A 17446-nucleotide genomic window follows, 5' to 3' on the forward strand; every position below is an offset into this window, starting at 1 on the left:
GCAGCGTAGGCGTCGGTGCGCCGTCCAACACTCCGATTCTTGCGACTCAAATCCATGCGGTGCGTTGGCGTTGACGGCGCGAAGGCAAGGAGAGCGCGGCACGCCATGGAACGTGCCGCAGCCGATCAAACCGTCACGACGATCTTGCCGAACTGCGTGTTCGATTCAAGAAAGCGGTGCGCGTCGACGATCTCGTCAAACGCAAATGTCCTGGCGATTACCGGTCGCAGCGCTCCCGACGCCAGTCCATCGAGGATGAACGCCTTCGCAGCCTCGAGCTTGACTGGGTTGCCGGTGATCTCGTGCACGAGATAGCCACGCAGCGTCAGGGTCTTGCTCAGCACAGCAAACAAGGGGAAAGGCGTCGGCTCCGGGCTCAGGCCACCGTATTCGATGAGGATTCCGCCACGCGACATGGCTGCCGTGAGCGGCTCGAAGATCGGGCCGCCGATCGAGTCCAGCACCACCCGCACACCTGCCGGCCCTGCAATCTGCTGCAGCCGGGCCGCGAGATCCACCTCCTCGGTCGCAACCACGTGGGCGGCACCCGCAGCGAGCAGGGCGGGGGCCTTTGCCGACGTCCGGGTGATGGCAATGGGTGTCGCGCCGACGGTGTTCGCGATCTGGATTGCAGCCAATCCGACACTGCTGGATGCCGCCGTCACAGCCACAAAGTCGCCTGGGCCAAGCTTGGCGATGCCGATCAGCGCACCGTAGGCAGTGAGGTACGGCATCCAGACCGCAGCCGCTGCCTCCCAACTGAGCAACGGCGGATGCTTGACGACCAGCGCGGCAGGAAACGTGACCAGCTCGCCGTATGCAGGCCAGCGGACCATCGACTGCGGCGGCACGATGCTGACGGCATCGCCCGGCGCAAACGCCGTCACACCGGCACCCACCGCCTCGACAACACCCGCTGCCTCCAGCCCAAGCCCGGAAGGGAACGTCGGCTTCTCGATATACGCCCCCGCGCGCAGCAGCGCTTCGGCCCGATTGAGCCCCAGCGCCCTGACGCGGATCTGCACCTCGCCCTGGCCCGGCGGCAGCACATCGACGTGTTCAATGCGCAAGACCTCCGGACCCCCATGCTGATGAAAACGGACAACGCGTGCCATATAGCCTCCAGTCGAAACTCAATAAAGTTAATCCACTGTAGCTGCGCACTTTTTTTCGATAAATGGTCGATAATCGACGAGAGTAGAAACCAATGGTTTTTAATATGGACCGTCTGACCAGCATGGCCGTGTTTGTGAAAGCCGTCGACCTCGGCTCGTTTGCGGCCGCCGCGGACGTGCTCGGCCTATCCGGCCCGATGGTCGGCAAGCATGTGCTCTCGCTGGAAACGCGCCTGGGTGTGCGCTTGCTCATTCGCACCACGCGGCGCCAGAGGCTGACCGACTTCGGGCAGGCCTACTACGAGCGCTGCAAGGTCGTGCTGGCCGAGGCGGAAACGGCAGATGCGCTCGCGGCCGATCAACTTGGTGAACCGCGCGGGAGGTTGCGCGTCACCATGCCCGTGCACTTTGGCCGGCGTTGCGTGGCCCCCGTGCTGCTGCGGCTCGTGCAGCAATACCCGGCGCTGGAGTTGGATCTCTCGTTCAACGACCGTTTCGTCGATCTGGCCGAAGGCGACTACGACATCGCCATCCGCACCGGCAGTCTGGAGGACAAGGCAGGTGTGATCGCGCGTCGTGTGGCCCGGCAGCGCATGATCGTCTGCGCATCGCCCGCGTATCTCAATGTGCATGGGTATCCCACGACCGTCGACACGCTTGGTCAGCACCAGGCCATCGTGTACCGCCGGTCTGGCCGCATCAGCCCCTGGCTCTTTCCGAGTGACGGGCATCCACCGGAGGAGATCATTCCGCTCAATCGGATGCGGATGGATGATCTCGACGCGATTGCCGATGCCGCAGCCCTCGGCATGGGGCTCGCATGGCTTCCGTCCTGGCTGGTCAGCGATCGCATCCAGACAGGCGCGCTGGTTGCGCTATTGCCCGACCGCCCTGCGTTTCTCTATGACGCCTACGCACTGTGGCTGCAGACGCCGCACTTGCCGCGCAAAGTCCGCGTCGCCGTTGATGCGCTTGCCGAGGCACTGCCCGCGCTGATGACGTAAGCAGCGCCTGTGTTGTGATGTGGATAACCCCCACCTCCCGTTGTGAATAACTCGTCGGACAAGCGTGTTGGTTTTGCGGGGGCGGAATGTCGATGGTGCGCGAACAACTTGTCCACACGCAGACGACCGTGGATGCGAATTACCCCACTCATCCACACCGGCACACATTCGGTCCGATGGGTTGTGCGTGCTGCAAGCCATTGACGCTAAAGGGCTTTTTGGAGATATCCACAGAAACTATCCACCGTTATCTACTACTACTATCTTTATATATACAAAGACGTAAACAGAAACAGACAGCAGGCAGGTTGGTGCCGCCTCATTTTGATGCGCGGCCGAATCGCGTTACGTCACGGCAGCGGCCATCGCCTGGGCGCTGACCACCAGGTTGCGTCCGGCGGCCTTGGCTTGGTAGAGCGCGGCGTCAGCAGCTTCCACCAGTGCGTCGGTGCTGATGGGTTCCGCGCCGGGCACCACAGTGGCACAGCCGGCGCTGACAGTGACGTAGCGTGACGGCGCGGCGGCTTCGATGCGCAAGCGCAGTACGGCTTCGCGGGCGCGCTCGGCAAGCGATTGGGCGTCGGCAGCGCTTGTTTCGGGCAGGACGATGACGAACTCTTCACCGCCGTAGCGCGCGACGAAATCCGCCGGCCGACGCACCACGCCCGCCAGCGCAGCGGCCACCGCCACGAGGCAGGCGTCGCCGCGCAGGTGGCCGAAGGCGTCGTTGTAGCGCTTGAAGTGGTCCACATCCATCATCACCAGCGAAAGCGGACGTCCGCTGCGTTGTGCGGCACGCAGGTGGGTGCCGATCCGCTCATTGAAGACGCCGCGGTTGTACACGCCGGTCAGGGCATCGTGCATGGAGGTCTGCCGCAACGACACGTGGGCGTCGGACAGTTGCCGGTACAGCGAGGTGATTTGCCACACCAGCACGCATACCAGTACGCCGGGTGCAAACATGCTGAACAGGCGCGCGACATACCAGCCGACGGTAAAGCGGTCTGGGCTGAGCAAGTTCAGGGTGGTATCGGTCAGGCAGGCGAGTGCAGCAATGGCCAGCCAGACATCGAGCACGGCGCGCAAGCGGCCGCTGACCACCACGGCCAGCACGGCAATGACGTTGATTGTCCACAGGGCGGCGGCCACCGGGTTGCCGGCATTGGCATGGCTCAGCGGAGGCGGCAGGTTGGCCAGCAACGCTACGCCGCACAGCAACCCGCCCACGGCCACCGGCCCGCCAATCAGCAGCCAGGCCCACTGGTAGACCTGGCCAGCGCGAATAGCGTCTTGCGACACCCGCTCGCGCACCAGCACCGCAACGATCACGAACCATGGAAAGCCGCCGTGCCAGAAGACCCACATCCACACCGCGCTGGCGGGCCGTGCGCCCAGCAGGCCGGTGGGCGAGAACAGGCCCGGAAACATCAGCAGTTGCAGGGCAACGGCCAGTGCCGTAAAGGCATAGGCCCCGCCCAGCGCCGCCAGCATCGGCTGACGCGTGACGGTGAACTGCGCGCCCAGCAAGAATGCCGCGATGACGGCCGTGGTGAAGACGGTCAACGCGCACATCGGCATGAACGGCGGGATGGCGGGCCAGGGCAGACTGGCACTCGGCGCGCATAGCCCCAGCGTCAGAACGATCAGTAGTGCGATGGTGCCGGCCATGACGAACTGCCCGCGCGTCGTCGGCTGGATCAGCAAGCTTTCCATCTACACCCCCGGGGCTCGTTGCGGTCTTAAATGTGCGATTCGCCAGGAGGGCGTTGTGATTCCGGCAGCGCCTGAGCATGCCATGTTGGGCGCCCTGGCGGCGCGTTGATGTGTCTCCATCATAGGCAGCCGCTAGCGAGGGGAAAAGCCTAGGCAGGGATCAGGGTCGCTGTGCTCCGCCTAAGTCTGGCGGCATAGGCTTGCGGGCAGTCCGGCTCCAAGGCAATTGAAGGGAACGCCCGGTACGGTGCACCGGACAAACCGCCGTCAATGAAATGACGCCAGCCTCTGGCCTACGTTGTATGGAATCGCTGAATCACACCCTGTTTCTCTGGATCAACGCGCCGGTCGAGCCGTCGCCTGCCATCGTCTGGCTGGCCATGGCGTTTGCCGAATACGCCATCTGGCTGGTGCCGCTCACCCTCGTGGCCGGCTGGCTATGGGGCGAGCCGACCACGCGCCGCCAAGCCTTGCAGACCGGGGTGGCTGCGGCGCTGGCGTTGCTCATCAACGTGGGTCTGGGCCTGATGTGGTACCACCCGCGCCCGTTTGCGATCGGCCTGGGCACGAATCTGTTGCCGCACGCGCCGGATTCCTCCTTCCCAAGCGATCACCTGACGGCGTTGTGGACGGTGGCATTCAGTCTGATGTGGAACGCCCGTCTGCGCCGCGTGGGCGTGTTGCTGGCGCTGCTGGGTTTGCCGATGGCGTGGGCGCGCATCTACCTGGGCGTGCACTATCCGTTCGACATGCTGGGGGCGGCGGCCGTGCCGGCGTTCAGTGCATGGCTGTGCAGCGGGCGCGTCGCGCATACGCTGTCGGAGCCGTTGCACCGCCTCGGGCTGGCGGTGCATGGCGTGGTGCTGGCGCCGTGCGTTCGGCGTGGGTGGGTGCGCCGGTAGGCGTTCACCCGTGCCGGCGCCACGCGCGCCAGAACAATACGAGGGCGACCACCGTGGCCGCCACGTTGTACAGCATCGCCATGGCAAAGGCGTGGTCGTAATGCGCGGCGTGGCTGGCGGCGTCCACACCCTCTGCGCCCTCCACATGGCCGAGCAGCGAGAACAGCAGCACACCCACCACCGTCACACCCACCGCATTGCCGACCGCCTGCATGGTGGTGACGGTGCCGGCGCCCATGCCGGCCTGGGCGGTATCCACACTGCTCAGGATGGTGTTGAGCGACAGCGGTAGCACCATGCCCTGGCCGAAGCCGCCAATCACCAATGGCACGAGTAGCCATGCATTGCTTGCACCGGCCTGCGCCATTGTCGCGAGCAGCGCTAGGCCGCCGGCAAACAGCGCCATCCCGAGCCATAACGCGCGCTGCCCGATGCGCTCGGCCAGTCGGGGCGCGATCAGTGAGCCGGAAAAATAGGCAATCGCCGCCGGCGTAAACACCAACCCCGCCATCAACGGCGACAACCCGCGCCCAAACTGCAGCAGGATCGTCAGCGCCAGAAAATACGAGCTGATGGCCGTGTAGAACAGAAAGATCGCCAGCACGCCTAGCACGAAGCTGCGGTTGTGGAACAAAGCCATCTCGATGATCGGCACGCCGCCCGCGGCCGACAGCGCGCGCTCCACCCGGACAAAGTGCCGGAACACCACCAGCGAGGCCAGCGGCACGGCCCAGGACCACCACGGCCAACCGGATTCGCGACCCTGCATGATGGGCACCAGCAGCATGCCCAGCGCCACCGCGCCGGCCACGGCACCGTGCACATCGAGCCGCGCCGCCACCGGCGCCCGCGACTCCGTGACAAAGGCACGCGCTGCCAGCAACGCCGTAATGCCGATCGGCACATTCACCAGGAACACTGTTCGCCAGCCCGCAGCCTGCGCGGCTAGCGGATGCGCGATCAGCAAGCCACCGATGATTTGCGAGACCGATGCCGCCACGCCCTGCACCGCGCCCATGGTGCCGAACGCGCGGCGACGTGCATCGCCATCAAACAGCACGCGCACCGAGGCCATCACCTGCGGCATCAGGATCGCCGCGCCCAGGCCCTGGCCGACGCGCATGGCAATCAGCATCCACGGTGTCGTCGCCAGCCCGCACAGCGCCGAGGCCAGCGTGAACAGCGCCATACCCGCCAAGAACATGCGCTTGCGCCCGAACAGATCGCCCAGGCGCGCACCGTTGAGCAGGAACACCCCATACGCCGCGCTGTAGCCCACCATCACAAGTTGGATCTGCGCAAAGCTGGCGTGCAGCCCTGCGCGGATGTCCGGAATCGCGACGTTGACGATGAACAGGTCGAGAATGGTGACGAAGTTGCCGGTCAGCAGCGCGGCCAGCGCCGGCCAATGTCGTGTAGCCGCAGGCGCGACGAGGCGGCCACCCGAAAGCGATTCCGTTGACATGAAGGAACTCGATAATTAATATACGGTCGTACGTATACTAAGACTGAATCGGCTTGCGTCAAGGACCGATTGCGGAGGCCCCACTTGTCCACAGGGTATTTGCCATGAATGAAACCGACGGTCGCCGCCTGCGGGGCGAACGTGCGCGCACCCAGGTGCTTGAACACGCCACCACCATTGCGTCTACCGACGGGCTTGAGGGGTTGACCATCGGCCGCGTGGCCGCGGATGCGGGCGTGGGCAAGGGCAACATCCAGGCGCTCTTCGGCGACAAGGAAACGCTACAGCTCGCCACGCTCAATGCCGGAGTCGAGCATTACTTCACAACGGTGGTGGAGCCGGCGCTGGCGCTGGACAGCCCGCTGGCCCGCCTGCGCGCGCTGACCGAGGGCTGGTTCGACTACGTGGCCAGCGGGCAGTCGCCGGGCGGGTGCTTTGTCTGCGCGGCCAGCTACGAATACCGCGCCCGCCCAGGCGCCATCCAGGATCGCGTGCGCAGCCACCGCCAAGCGATGCGTGCGCGTTTTCGTGACGTGATGACGGCGGGCATGGCCGCGGGCGAATTGCGCGCCGATCTGGATGTCGATCAGCTCATCTTTGAAATCGAGTCGTTTCGCTCCAACGCCAACGTCGCATTTTTGATGGACGACATGACGGTGTTTGAACGCGCCCGCCGCAGTACGCAAGCGTGCATCAATGCCGCCGTTGCTTAAACCGGCCCGGTGGTCGGGGCCGCCCCGCATAGCGGCGAGCGTCCGCACCGCATCGTGGTGTACGGAACGTTATGGCCACGGCCCTCTCTATGTCCGGGGTAGCCACAACACTCGGTATCTATTCAGTCGCATTCAACACAGTCCACAAAGACATTAATATGCGGGCTTTTCTGATGCGCAGAATGTATGGGTGGCGTGATGCCCGGGGCGCGCCTGCAATCTGACCTAAAATGTGTGCCGCAACGTTAATTTTTGCGGCGATGTTGTGGCACATTGGAGCCAGTTTTATTTGCAGCCGTCTCAAAACAAGTCGAATAGGAACCTGCCAACATGAACTGGACCGCGACCCGACCGATCCGCGTGGTCGTGCTCGATGACCATGCGGTCGTCCGTCACGGGCTGGCTGCGCGCCTGAAGCAAGAGGCCGACATCGAGGTGACCGGGATGTTCGCATCGGGCCGGGAAGTCTCGCGGGCCCTCAAGGACAACACCGTCGAAGTGGATGTCCTGCTGATGGACTACTCGCTGGGCCCGACCGAAATCGACGGGCTCAATCTGATCCGCCCGCTCCTCAAAAAGTATCCGGACTTGAAGATCCTGGTGGCCTCGGCACACCACAACCAGGCCACCGTCGGGATGGTCATGGATGCGGGCGCCCGAGGGTTTGTCGGCAAGGAAGAGGAACTGTCAGAGCTGGTCCGGGCGATTCGCACCGTGGCCGGCGGCGGCAAACGCCTAAACCCCGCGCTGGCCGCCGATATGGAGCGCGATACGCTGGCCAGTGGGTCGGGCGCTGCGCCCGACGGTGAGGCCGCTGAGTTGACCGCCCTCGTTGACCGCCCCGAACTGAGCCCGCGCGAGCGCGAAGTCCTGCGCTGCTGCCTCGACGGCATGTCGGTGACGGCCATCGCCGAAAAGTTTGCACGCAGCATCAAGACCATCAGCTCGCAAAAGCAATCCGCCTATCGCAAGCTGGGCATCCGCACGGATACCGAGCTCTTCAAGATCAAGCACGAGCTGGAGAAGCGGTGAGCGCTGGCGAATCGGCTCGGTCCTGCCCGCGCGTGTTGGTGGTGGATGACCAACCGGCCAATCTGCTGATCCTCGAGCACCAACTCCGCGCGCTTGATTGCGATGTCGAGCTGGCTGCCGATGGCGCCCAGGCGCTGGAGAAAGCCGCTGCTGAGTTGTTTCAACTGGTTCTGCTGGACTGCCAGTTGCCCGATATCGACGGCTACACCGTTGCCGAGCGCATCCGCACGCGGGAATCCGCCACCGGCGTTCACACGCCTATTCTTGCGATCTCCTCCGCCACCGACGACGAACACCAGCAACGCGTGATGGCGAGCGGCATGGACGGCTTGCTGACCAAGCCGATTCGAGACGACGTGCTGCGCGACCTGATCGCGCTGTGGTGTGACAGCGGGGATGCCTCGCCAGCGCATGCGCCCGGTGCCGCCGATGCCGGGCAGGATCTGTGGCGCGTCTATCTGGATTCGCTCGATGACGATCTGGACAGCCTTGCCCGCGCCGTGGTCACCGACGATCTGGCGGTGGCGCGGCATGTCGCGCACCGCATCAAGGGCGCGGCGTTGACGGTGGAGCAGGGCGCGATTGCAGAACGCGCAGGCGCGCTCGAAACCGCGCTGAAGCAAGCCAGCGCACTCCCAGGCGATGCATCCGAGGCCGTGGCCGAGCTGCGTCGCCAGCGCGACGCATTGCGTGCCGGCAGCGCCATCGGCTAACCGCCACGGAACGCCTGAGCGACTCAGGCGTTATGCAGCACGCGCAGCAGCAGGTTTTCCAACTGCTTGACCTCGGCTTGCGAGAACCCGCGCAGCATGTGGTTCAGCACGTCGATGATCAAGGGCCGGATTTCCGGATACAGCGCGCGCCCTTGCTCGGTGAGTGAGACCACCACCGAGCGGCGGTCCGCATCGCTGGGCGCGCGCTTGACGATGTTCTTCTTCTCCAGCCGATCGATCAGCCGCGTCATCGCGCCCGGATCGTAGTGCAGCAGGCGCGAAAGCTCGGCCGGTGTGGTGGCCAGGTCTTCGGCCAGGTAGATGACCACCGTCCACTGCGCGGCAGTTAAATCCAGCGACGCCAGGGCGCTGTCGATGTTCGTCACCAACGCATGCCGGACCCGATGCACGAGCCGGCCAATGTTGGTATCACGATCCATGGTGTCAAGCTGATAGGCGCCCTCCGTGATGGTGCTGGCGGTGGCGGCCTCTGGTGGTGTCTGTACGTCAATACTCATGATGGTGCTCCCCGTTCTGCCGGTGATCCGGCTTGTCAGGCGCGCCTTGCGTTTCCTGTCTGCCGCGGTTGCGCGGGCGTGCTTCGTTGCACACTAATCTTCGCTTGCCCAGGCCGTCAAGCCGGGATCGACACCAACGCGCATCATCAAATTCCATTGGATACCGCTCCAAAACGATTGCGGCTGCCAAGGGGCGGACGGGTTCGTATCATGGTTGAAACGTCGATGCCGCGCGTGGCGCAGAGCATGTGGCGCGACGTGCCTTTCCTCGTCCAAATTCCCTTTTTCAATGCCATGAACCTCCACCTTCAGAACAAGCTCGCCCTCGTCAGCGGGTCCACCAAGGGCATCGGCTATGCCATTGCTGTAGCACTGGCTGCCGAAGGCGCCCGCGTCATCGTCAATGGGCGCACCGAAGCGTCCGTGACCGACGCCGTCGCGCGCGTGCAGGCCGATGTGCCCGGCGCGCAGGTCGAAGCGTTTGCCGGCGATTTGTCCGATCCGGCCCAGGTCGATGCCCTTGTCAGCCGCTTTCCCAAGGTCGACATCCTCATCAACAACCTCGGCATCTTTGACCCGCAACCGTTCGAAGCCATCGACGATGCGCAGTGGCTGCACTTCTTCAACGTGAACGTGATGAGCGGCGTGCGCTTGTCCCGAGCGTACCTGCCCGGCATGCGCGCGCAGAACTGGGGCCGCATCGTATTTCTCAGCAGCGAGAGCGGCGTGCAGATCCCGGCCGAGATGATCCATTACGGCGTGACGAAGACCGCGCTGCTGGGCCTCTCGCGCGGGCTGGCGGAAGTGACCGCGGGCACGGCCATCACGGTGAACGCCGTGTTGCCGGGGCCGACGCGCTCGGAGGGCGTCGATGAGTTTGTCGGCAAGCTCTCGGGTGGCCAGAGCTTTGAGGCCTTCGAGAAGACCTTCTTCGAGACCGCCCGGCCCACCTCGCTCATCAAGCGTTTTGCTACCCCGCAGGAAGTAGCCAATCTGGTGGCGTATGTGGCGAGCCCGCTGTCGTCGGCGACTACGGGCGCTGCGCTGCGGGTGGATGGCGGCGTGGTCAAATCGGCGTTCTAGGTGCGCCGAGGTTGGCTCAGCACCCACCAAGCATTGCAATCGGCTGCCTGACCGTCACAATGCAGGCCTGAACGGCTTTTGAGGACCCTGATGCAACGGCGTTGGACGATGTGGCTGGCGGCAGCAGCGCTGGCGCTGGTGAGCTTACATGCACAGGCCCAGCCGGCCGCCCCCGAGGTCGAGCCGCAAATTGCGTTCTACTACGGGCGCGATGTGCCGGTTCCAGAACTGCAAGCGTTCGACTGGGTTGTGCTGGACCCGGCCAGCGCCGGTGCGTTTGACCCGAAGCAGCCATCGCCTACCGCGTGGTTCGCGCGGGTCGATCTTGCGCAGCAGGCCGATGCAATGCGCACGGCCAACTGGCCTGGCGCTGTGCTCGACACGGTGTTTGCCCCGCTGCTGGCGCAGGGCTACCAGGGCTTCCTGCTCGACGGGCTCGACACGCTGCAGCGTGTTGCCCCCGACGCCGGCAATGCGGTGGCGGCCTTGCTGCAGGCGCTACACGATCGCGCACCCCAAACGAAGGTGCTGGCCGGTGGCACCGCATGGCTGGATCGGCTCGCCCCGCAGCTGGCGGGTGTGGTCACCTCCGGGCTCGTACGCGAGCGGGCGGGCGACGCGAGTTTGCGGGACGTGTCCGAGGCCGATCGCGCTGCCCGCATCGCCGCGCTGCACAGCATCGGCACGCAGTATCACCTGCCCGCTGTCGCACTCGATTACTGCCCCAGCTACACCCGAGCGTGCTTGCGCGACACCGCCAACGTGGCGCGCACGGCGGGCGTCACCGCCTACGCCACCACGCCCGCCGTCGATGTCATCGGGATCGGCCGCCTGGAAGTGATGCCGCGTCGCGTGTTGCTGGTCGAGCCGCAAGAGCCGGGCACCAGCACCAATACGCTGCCCTCGGTGCTGTACCTCGCCATGCCCCTCAACTACCTCGGCTACCGGGTCGAGGTGGCGGACGCGTACCAGCCGTTGCCCGCTGTGATGCCGGATCGCTACGCCGGTGTCGTCACCTGGTTCGATGCCAATGCGCCGCACCCGGGTGCCTGGGCGGCGTGGCTCAGGCGCGTGATCGGTGCCGGCGTGCGCGTTGCGATGTTCAATCAGTTCGGCTTGCGCATGGACGCCGCCATGGCGCAGACGCTGGGGTTGGAGGCGGTGCCCGGGACGCCGCCTGAGGCGCTGTCGATCGTCTCGCGTGATCCCATGGTCGGTTTCGAGCTGCAACCGCACCCCGACCGACGCAGCGCCGTGGGCGTCAAGGTGGGCCGGGACACGCCGGGTGCGAAATCGCTGTTGCGTTTATCGGCGGGGAGCTATGTGGTTGACGCAGCGGCCATCATGCCGTGGGGCGGTTACGTGCTGCAGCCGTTTGGCGTGTTTCGCATGCCCGATGTGGACCAGGCGCGCTGGGTGATCCAGCCATTGGCGTTTCTGCGCGAGGCGCTGGCGTTGCCCGCCATGCCCGTCCCCGATACCACGACGGAAAACGGCCGCCGCCTGATGACGGTGCATATCGATGGCGACGGTTTTGCCTCGCGCACGGAGTTTCCGCCGGGCGAGTTTTCGGGGCAGGCGCTGCAGCGCGAGATCTTTGCGCGCTACAAGGTGCCGACCACGGTCTCCATCATCGAAGGGGAGGTGGCGGCCAGCGGTATGTACCCCAAGCTCACGCCCCAGTTGGAGCCGATTGCGCGCAGCATCTTTGCGCTGCCCTATGTTGAGCTGGCGAGTCACACGTTCTCGCACCCGTTCAACTGGCTGCGGACGGCCAGTCCACCTGAAGAGACGGTCACGCCCACGGCAGGCGCCGCCGATTCCTTCTCGCTCAGGATTCCCAACTATCGCTTCAACCTCGACCGCGAGGTGGGCGGCTCCATCGACTACATCAACACCCGCCTTGCACCGCCGGACAAGCGCGTGAAGGTGCTGCTGTGGAGCGGCAACGGCCAGGTGCCTCCGGCCGCCGTGCAAGCGGCCAACCAGGCCGGCGTATTCAGCATGAACGGCGGCGACACGTACATCACGCGTTCCAACCCCAGTTGGACGGCGGTGGCGCCGCTAGGCGTCGACAAGGGTGGTGGCCTGTTCCAGGTCTTTGCTCCCGCGCAGAACGAGAACATCTACACCAACCTCTGGCAGGGCCCGTATTACGGCTTCAGGCGTGCTGTCGAGACCTTCGAGCTGACCGACAAGCCCTATCGCTTCAAGCCGATCAGCATCTACTACCACATGTACTCGGGCACCAAGCTGGCGTCGTTGACGGCGCTGCGGCAGGTGTACGACTGGGCCCTCGCGCAGCCGGTCATGCCGGTGTACGCGTCGGACTACATCCGCAAGGTGCTCGACTTCCGCAGCGTGGCCGTCGCCCGTGACGGTGACGCCTGGGTTGTCCGAGGCGCGGGCGACTTGCGTACCGTACGTTGGAGCGCCGAGGGCGTGCCGCACCTGGCCGACGCGCACGATGTGGCGGGCTATCTGGCCGGCCCGGGCGGCACGTACATCCACCTGACCAGCGGCACCGCACGCTTCTCGATCGACAGCGCGCCACAGGCATTGCCCTATGTCCGCGAGGCCAGCGGACGACTGTCGAACTGGCGCAGAGGAGCGGATGGGCATTCGTTGTCGGTGGACGTGGCCGGCTATGTGCGCCCGTTCATCCGCTTTGCTAACGCGGGCGGATGCAAGGCCACCATTGATGGGCGTGATGCGGGCAGCGCACCCGGCGCAGATTGGCGGCTCGATCTCGGTACCGGCGACCCGGAGAAACTGGTGCCCAAGCACGTTGAGTTACGCTGCAGCCGCTGATACGGGGGCGGAATGTTCAAAAAAGCGCACGGATAAACGTTTGCGCTCAAGCTTTTCCCAGGCGATCCGTTGTTAACCCGACTGACGACCCTGAGGAGCAAGCATGCGAGCGTCTGCACCCCAACGCCCATCTTCTGAACGCGCCACGAGTCTCGGCACGCGGCTGGCCGTGATCGGCTTGGCTGCGCTGGTGCTCGTGTTCGGCCTCTTTGCGCTGGCGATTTCCCAATCGAGCCTGCGCACGCTCGAAGCCAACATGCAGTCCGCCATGCACGATCAGGAAGCCGCCATGCGCGACATGATCGCGCTGTTCGACGGCACCATGCGCACCGAGGCCGACCGCTTCCTCACCGCCTTTGCCGATGCCGCCCCGGGCCCATACACCGTCGATCCGGCGCAGACCGTGGAGGTGGCCGGCAAGCCCACGCCCACGTTCAAGAGCGGCGACACGGTGTTGAACCTCAACTTCGCCGTGCCGGACAAGTTCTTCGCGCGCACCGGCGGCACCATCGCCACCGTCTTCGCCCGCACGGGCGATGATTTCGTCCGCGTGACCACCTCGCTCAAGAAGGAAAACGGCGAACGCGCCATCGGCACGCTGCTTGATCGCGCCCACCCGAGCTATAAGGCCCTGATGTCCGGCGAACCGTTCCGCGGCTTGGCGTGGCTGTTCGGCGTGCCCTACATGAGCAAGTACGAGCCCGTGCGTGATGCGTCGGGCAAGGTCATTGGCGCGCTGTACGTGGGCGTGGATGTGCGCTCGGAACTCGCGCTGCTCAAGGACAAGATCCGCGCACACGGCATCGGCCAGAGTGGCGGCTACTTTGTCATCGACGGCAAGCCGGGCGCCGACCAGGGCAAGGTGCTGATCGATCGCAACACCGCGCGCGAAGGCAAGAACCTGCTCGACGCCAAAGACGCCGATGGCCTGGCCTGGGTACGCGAGATGATCGACCGCAAGGACGGTACGCTGCGCCATACGCTGGCCGACACCGACGGCGCGCAGGGTGGTAAGGCGCGTGAACGCTTCACCGTGTTCACGCAATACCCGGATTGGAAACTGGTGATTGCGGGTACGGCCTATGTGGATGAACTGGAAGCCGATCTGGTTTCCGCGCGCAACCGCTTCCTGCTCCTGGGCTTGGCCCTGGGCGCACTGCTGGCTAGCGGCCTGTACTGGATGCTGCGTCGTGCCGTGAGCACGCCGCTGGCCGAGGTGGTGCACGTGGCCCAGCGCGTGGCCGCTGGCGATCTCACGCATCGTCTACCCACCACGCGCCGCGACGAAATCGGCCAGCTCATGCGCGCCGTGAACGGTGTCGGCGATGGCCTCACAGGCATCGTCGACAAGGTCCGCGCCAGCGCCTCCACCATCGCTTCGAGCACTGGCCAGATCGCCGCCGGCAATGCCGACCTGTCTGCCCGCACGGAAGCGCAGGCCGGCAGCCTGGAGCGCACCGCGTCGAGCATCGAAGAGCTGGCCGCCACCGTGCGCCAGAACGCCGACAGTGCCCAGCACGCGCACGACATGGTGCAGTCCGCCAGCGAGGCAGCCCATGCGGGCGGCCAGACCGTCGAGCGGCTGGTCGGCACCATGTCGGGCATCCACGCGACGGCGCAGAAGATTGCCGATATCACCGGCATCATTGATGGCATCGCGTTCCAGACCAACATCCTTGCCCTGAATGCCGCGGTGGAAGCGGCGCGCGCGGGCGAGCAGGGCCGCGGCTTCGCAGTCGTGGCCGGCGAGGTGCGCAGCCTCGCGCAGCGCAGCGCGGCCGCTGCCAAGGAGATCAAGGCGCTGATCAACCGCTCGGTTGACGAAGTGCAGGCCGGCAACGAAGCCGCACGCGGCGCGGGCGACGCGATGCAGGACATCGTCACGCGCGTGGAGCGTATCGCCGGCCTGATGGGCGAGATCAGCCATGCTTCGCGCGAGCAATCGCAGGGCATCGAAGAGGTCAACCGTGCGGTGACGTCGATGGATGAAGTGACCCAGCAGAACGCTGCGCTGGTCGAGGAAGCGGCCGCCGCCGCAGAGAGCCTGCGCCAGCAAGCGCAGGAATTGCGCGGCGCAGTGGATGTCTTCCGGCTGACATGAGCCGGAAGACGCGCGGATCGTGACACCGCGTTGCAATTGACAAGGATCTAGCGGTCAATCGGTGCAAAGCTGTACCGGATGGAACTGCGGCGGTGCCGGGGCGCTCGCAACAGGCTATCCGCCGGTTCTTTTTGCAACGGAACGTGGCGGGCGACCCACCAGCTCAAGCACCAACGTCCATGTCACCTGTCGGTCACGCCTTTCATTCCGTCGTCGCCATTGACGACCACCCCATCGTCCTAGAGTCGATTCAGGCGCTATTGGCGGGCTCGCCGCACCTGCAACTGGTCGCGACTGCCGCCGATGGCGCGCAGGGCCTGCAACTGATCCGCTCGGCGCGGCCCAAGCTGGCCATCGTCGACATGAACCTGCCCGGTCTGGATGGCCTTGAACTGGTGCGCCGCGTACGAGCACAGCAGCAAGACATCGGCCTAGTGATGACCTCCGCCGAGACCACCGGCAACGAGGCCCGCCTTGCCTTCCTCGCCGGCGCCAACGCTTACGTTCCCAAATCCGAAGCGACGTCCGTGCTCACCGCAGCGCTCCTGCTGGCCGCGCGCGGCTACCTGTCCTTCCCGACGTCGGCGATGGGAGCATCGGAAGGCGCCGGTCTTGCCACGCTCACCAAGCGCGAAATGCGCGTGAACCAGCTCGTCGCAGAAGGCCATCGGAACACCGAGATCGCCAAGCGCCTGGGCATCTCGCCCAAGACGGTGTCTACCTTCAAGCACCGCATCAGCAAGAAGATCGGCCACCCCGCCTGATCGGCCAGCGTTCGAGCAAAAAAAAGAGACCGCTGTTGGGCGGCCTCTTAAAGTCGATATGAAGCTGTGAAACTGTCATTCAAGCTTCGATGCGAATCATAAGCGAAAACAGAGATCCCTCAGGATTTTAATTTTTATCATCGATCGGCTTATTTTAATAAATGACTGGATTACAAATCGTAAGCCGGTGGCTTTCAAATCTGTGAGGTGCACTTACGATGGTCACTGTTGTTTGTGTAAGTGGTTGATTTGTTTGGTTAATTTTGGATCGCCGGATTGGGTTTCATATTTACCACAGAAGGGGGCGTCCATTGTTTGATAAGCGGCATCGGCATACATAATGGCCGTCGATCGCAAATCCTTGCGATAGTGTTTTTCAAGGAAAACGATATGAAGATCAAGCTGTTTGCGGCCGCTGCTGCCGCCCTGGTTTCCGCCGGCGCATTTGCGCAATCGAGCGTGTCCCTGTACGGCGTGGCTGACGCTGGTGTTGAGTGGGTGAACAAGGCTCCGGGCAACGGCGACTCGCGCGTTGCACTGCAGTCGGGCAACATGTCGGGTTCGCGTTGGGGCCTGCGTGGCACTGAAGACCTGGGTGGCGGTCTGAAGGGCATCTTCAACCTGGAAAGCGGTTTCAACATCGATGATGGTCGTTCGGCACAAGACAACCGCCTGTTCGGCCGCGCTGCATACGTTGGTCTGCAAGGCCAGTGGGGCCAGCTGACCCTGGGCCGCCAGACCAACCTGCTGTATGACTTCGCGCTCCAGTACGATCCGATGGCCATCGCCTCGCGTTACTCGATCGCTTCGCAAGACGCTGCCATGGCTGGCCGCACTGACAACGCCGTCAAGTACACCGGTACGTTTGGTGGCCTGACCGCCTCGGCGCTGTACTCGACGCGCAATGATGGTCAAGAGGTTGCCGGCAACAACAAGCTGGGCCGTGAGTGGAGCGCTGGCCTGAACTACGCCAGCGGCCCGTTCGCAGTGGGTGCTGTGTATGACCAATTGAACAGCAACACCACCGGCCTGCTGGCTGACGTCAAGACGCAACGCGCCACCGTTGGCGGCACGTACGCCTTTGGCCCAGCCAAGCTGTACGCGGGCTATCGCTGGGCCCACGCAACCGGCCTGCCCGTCGACTCCGCTCGTTCGAACCTGTACTGGCTGGGCGCGGGTTACCAAGCCACACCGGCTCTGACGCTGACGGGTACCGCCTACTACCAGAACTTCAAGACCACCGGCGCGGGCAACCCGTGGCTGTTCGTGGTGAGCAGCGACTACGCGTTGTCCAAGCGTACCGATGCGTACCTGAACCTGGCCTACGCCAAGAACAGCAGCAACGCAGCACTGCCGCTGGGCGTGAATGGTATCGGCGACGTGTTCACGAGCGCCGATGGCAGCACTAACAACCAAATGGGTGCCGTGGTCGGTATTCGCCACAAGTTCTAATCGACGTTCTGTCGGCTAGATCAGAAAACCCGGGCTTCGGCCCGGGTTTTTCATTGGCGC

Annotated in this window: 14 protein-coding genes; 10 read left to right on the top strand and 4 right to left on the bottom strand. The window is 64.6% G+C overall.

What is annotated here, in order from left to right; all coding sequences use genetic code 11:
- Nucleotides 1-125: 125 nt before the first annotated feature.
- A complete protein-coding gene (locus tag AB0305_RS01655) occupies nucleotides 126-1115 on the bottom strand; it encodes a zinc-dependent alcohol dehydrogenase family protein (RefSeq protein WP_366170847.1) in 990 nt (329 codons plus the stop codon).
- Between the two features lie 104 nt (nucleotides 1116-1219).
- On the opposite strand from AB0305_RS01655, the gene AB0305_RS01660 reads away from it, so the two are divergent.
- Nucleotides 1220-2119 carry a LysR family transcriptional regulator gene (locus AB0305_RS01660; RefSeq protein WP_366170849.1) on the top strand — a complete coding sequence of 300 codons (900 nt, stop codon included), beginning with the start codon at nucleotides 1220-1222 and terminating at the stop codon, nucleotides 2117-2119.
- Between the two features lie 345 nt (nucleotides 2120-2464).
- On the opposite strand, the gene AB0305_RS01665 is transcribed toward AB0305_RS01660, so the two are convergent.
- Entirely contained in the window at nucleotides 2465-3832 is a 1368-nt protein-coding gene (locus AB0305_RS01665) for a sensor domain-containing diguanylate cyclase (protein WP_366170851.1), read from the bottom strand.
- A 302-nt stretch (nucleotides 3833-4134) separates the two neighbouring features.
- Here AB0305_RS01665 and AB0305_RS01670 point away from each other — a divergent pair, with 302 nt between their 5' ends.
- Entirely contained in the window at nucleotides 4135-4734 is a 600-nt protein-coding gene (locus AB0305_RS01670; protein WP_366170853.1) for an undecaprenyl-diphosphatase, read from the top strand.
- A gap of 4 nt (nucleotides 4735-4738) precedes the next feature.
- Here the strand turns inward: AB0305_RS01670 and AB0305_RS01675 are convergent, their stop codons facing one another.
- The gene (locus AB0305_RS01675) at nucleotides 4739-6199 is read right to left on the bottom strand and encodes an MFS transporter (RefSeq protein ID WP_366170855.1); all 1461 of its coding nucleotides are present in this window, start codon (nucleotides 6197-6199) and stop codon (nucleotides 4739-4741) included.
- 104 nt (nucleotides 6200-6303) lie between these two features.
- Between AB0305_RS01675 and AB0305_RS01680 the strand changes: the two genes are divergently transcribed.
- The 3 genes from AB0305_RS01680 (at nucleotide 6304) to AB0305_RS01690 (ending at nucleotide 8657) form a co-directional block, all read left to right on the top strand.
- Nucleotides 6304-6912: a TetR/AcrR family transcriptional regulator gene (locus tag AB0305_RS01680; protein WP_366170857.1), complete on the top strand. Its 609-nt coding sequence runs from the start codon at nucleotides 6304-6306 to the stop codon at nucleotides 6910-6912.
- 330 nt (nucleotides 6913-7242) lie between these two features.
- The gene (locus AB0305_RS01685; RefSeq protein ID WP_366170859.1) at nucleotides 7243-7944 is read left to right on the top strand and encodes a response regulator transcription factor; all 702 of its coding nucleotides are present in this window, start codon (nucleotides 7243-7245) and stop codon (nucleotides 7942-7944) included.
- Nucleotides 7941-8657: a response regulator gene (locus AB0305_RS01690; protein ID WP_366170861.1), complete on the top strand. Its 717-nt coding sequence runs from the start codon at nucleotides 7941-7943 to the stop codon at nucleotides 8655-8657. The genes AB0305_RS01685 and AB0305_RS01690 overlap by 4 nt, the downstream gene beginning before the upstream one ends.
- Nucleotides 8658-8680: 23 nt before the next feature.
- On the opposite strand, the gene AB0305_RS01695 is transcribed toward AB0305_RS01690, so the two are convergent.
- The gene (locus tag AB0305_RS01695) at nucleotides 8681-9175 is read right to left on the bottom strand and encodes a MarR family transcriptional regulator (RefSeq protein ID WP_366170863.1); all 495 of its coding nucleotides are present in this window, start codon (nucleotides 9173-9175) and stop codon (nucleotides 8681-8683) included.
- A gap of 210 nt (nucleotides 9176-9385) precedes the next feature.
- Here AB0305_RS01695 and AB0305_RS01700 point away from each other — a divergent pair, with 210 nt between their 5' ends.
- From AB0305_RS01700 to AB0305_RS01720, 5 genes are all read left to right on the top strand, one after another.
- Nucleotides 9386-10258, top strand: coding sequence for an SDR family oxidoreductase (locus AB0305_RS01700; RefSeq protein ID WP_366170865.1), 873 nt, complete (start codon nucleotides 9386-9388; stop codon nucleotides 10256-10258).
- 90 nt (nucleotides 10259-10348) lie between these two features.
- Nucleotides 10349-13069 carry a bifunctional glycoside hydrolase 114/ polysaccharide deacetylase family protein gene (locus AB0305_RS01705; RefSeq protein WP_366170867.1) on the top strand — a complete coding sequence of 907 codons (2721 nt, stop codon included), beginning with the start codon at nucleotides 10349-10351 and terminating at the stop codon, nucleotides 13067-13069.
- A 103-nt stretch (nucleotides 13070-13172) separates the two neighbouring features.
- Entirely contained in the window at nucleotides 13173-15170 is a 1998-nt protein-coding gene (locus tag AB0305_RS01710; protein WP_366170869.1) for a Cache 3/Cache 2 fusion domain-containing protein, read from the top strand.
- Nucleotides 15171-15349: 179 nt separating this feature from the next.
- Nucleotides 15350-15934 carry a response regulator transcription factor gene (locus tag AB0305_RS01715; RefSeq protein WP_366170871.1) on the top strand — a complete coding sequence of 195 codons (585 nt, stop codon included), beginning with the start codon at nucleotides 15350-15352 and terminating at the stop codon, nucleotides 15932-15934.
- Between the two features lie 390 nt (nucleotides 15935-16324).
- On the top strand, nucleotides 16325-17386 hold the full coding sequence (locus AB0305_RS01720; RefSeq protein ID WP_366170873.1) for a porin: 1062 nt from the start codon (nucleotides 16325-16327) through the stop codon (nucleotides 17384-17386).
- Nucleotides 17387-17446: the final 60 nt, after the last annotated feature.

Source organism: Arthrobacter sp. NPDC080086, assembly GCF_040702285.1.

Excerpts from the sequence above, each read along its gene's own strand:
- AB0305_RS01675 (WP_366170855.1), bottom strand. The coding sequence starts at position 6,199 with ATGTCAACGGAATCGCTTTCGGGTGGCCGCCTCGTCGCGCCTGCGGCT.
- AB0305_RS01700 (WP_366170865.1), top strand. The coding sequence starts at position 9,386 with ATGGTTGAAACGTCGATGCCGCGCGTGGCGCAGAGCATGTGGCGCGAC.
- AB0305_RS01715 (WP_366170871.1), top strand. The coding sequence starts at position 15,350 with ATGTCACCTGTCGGTCACGCCTTTCATTCCGTCGTCGCCATTGACGAC.
- AB0305_RS01680 (WP_366170857.1), top strand. The coding sequence starts at position 6,304 with ATGAATGAAACCGACGGTCGCCGCCTGCGGGGCGAACGTGCGCGCACC.
- AB0305_RS01670 (WP_366170853.1), top strand. The coding sequence starts at position 4,135 with ATGGAATCGCTGAATCACACCCTGTTTCTCTGGATCAACGCGCCGGTC.
- AB0305_RS01655 (WP_366170847.1), bottom strand. The coding sequence starts at position 1,115 with ATGGCACGCGTTGTCCGTTTTCATCAGCATGGGGGTCCGGAGGTCTTG.
- AB0305_RS01695 (WP_366170863.1), bottom strand. The coding sequence starts at position 9,175 with ATGAGTATTGACGTACAGACACCACCAGAGGCCGCCACCGCCAGCACC.
- AB0305_RS01660 (WP_366170849.1), top strand. The coding sequence starts at position 1,220 with ATGGACCGTCTGACCAGCATGGCCGTGTTTGTGAAAGCCGTCGACCTC.
- AB0305_RS01720 (WP_366170873.1), top strand. The coding sequence starts at position 16,325 with ATGAAGATCAAGCTGTTTGCGGCCGCTGCTGCCGCCCTGGTTTCCGCC.
- AB0305_RS01685 (WP_366170859.1), top strand. The coding sequence starts at position 7,243 with ATGAACTGGACCGCGACCCGACCGATCCGCGTGGTCGTGCTCGATGAC.
- AB0305_RS01705 (WP_366170867.1), top strand. The coding sequence starts at position 10,349 with ATGCAACGGCGTTGGACGATGTGGCTGGCGGCAGCAGCGCTGGCGCTG.
- AB0305_RS01710 (WP_366170869.1), top strand. The coding sequence starts at position 13,173 with ATGCGAGCGTCTGCACCCCAACGCCCATCTTCTGAACGCGCCACGAGT.
- AB0305_RS01665 (WP_366170851.1), bottom strand. The coding sequence starts at position 3,832 with ATGGAAAGCTTGCTGATCCAGCCGACGACGCGCGGGCAGTTCGTCATG.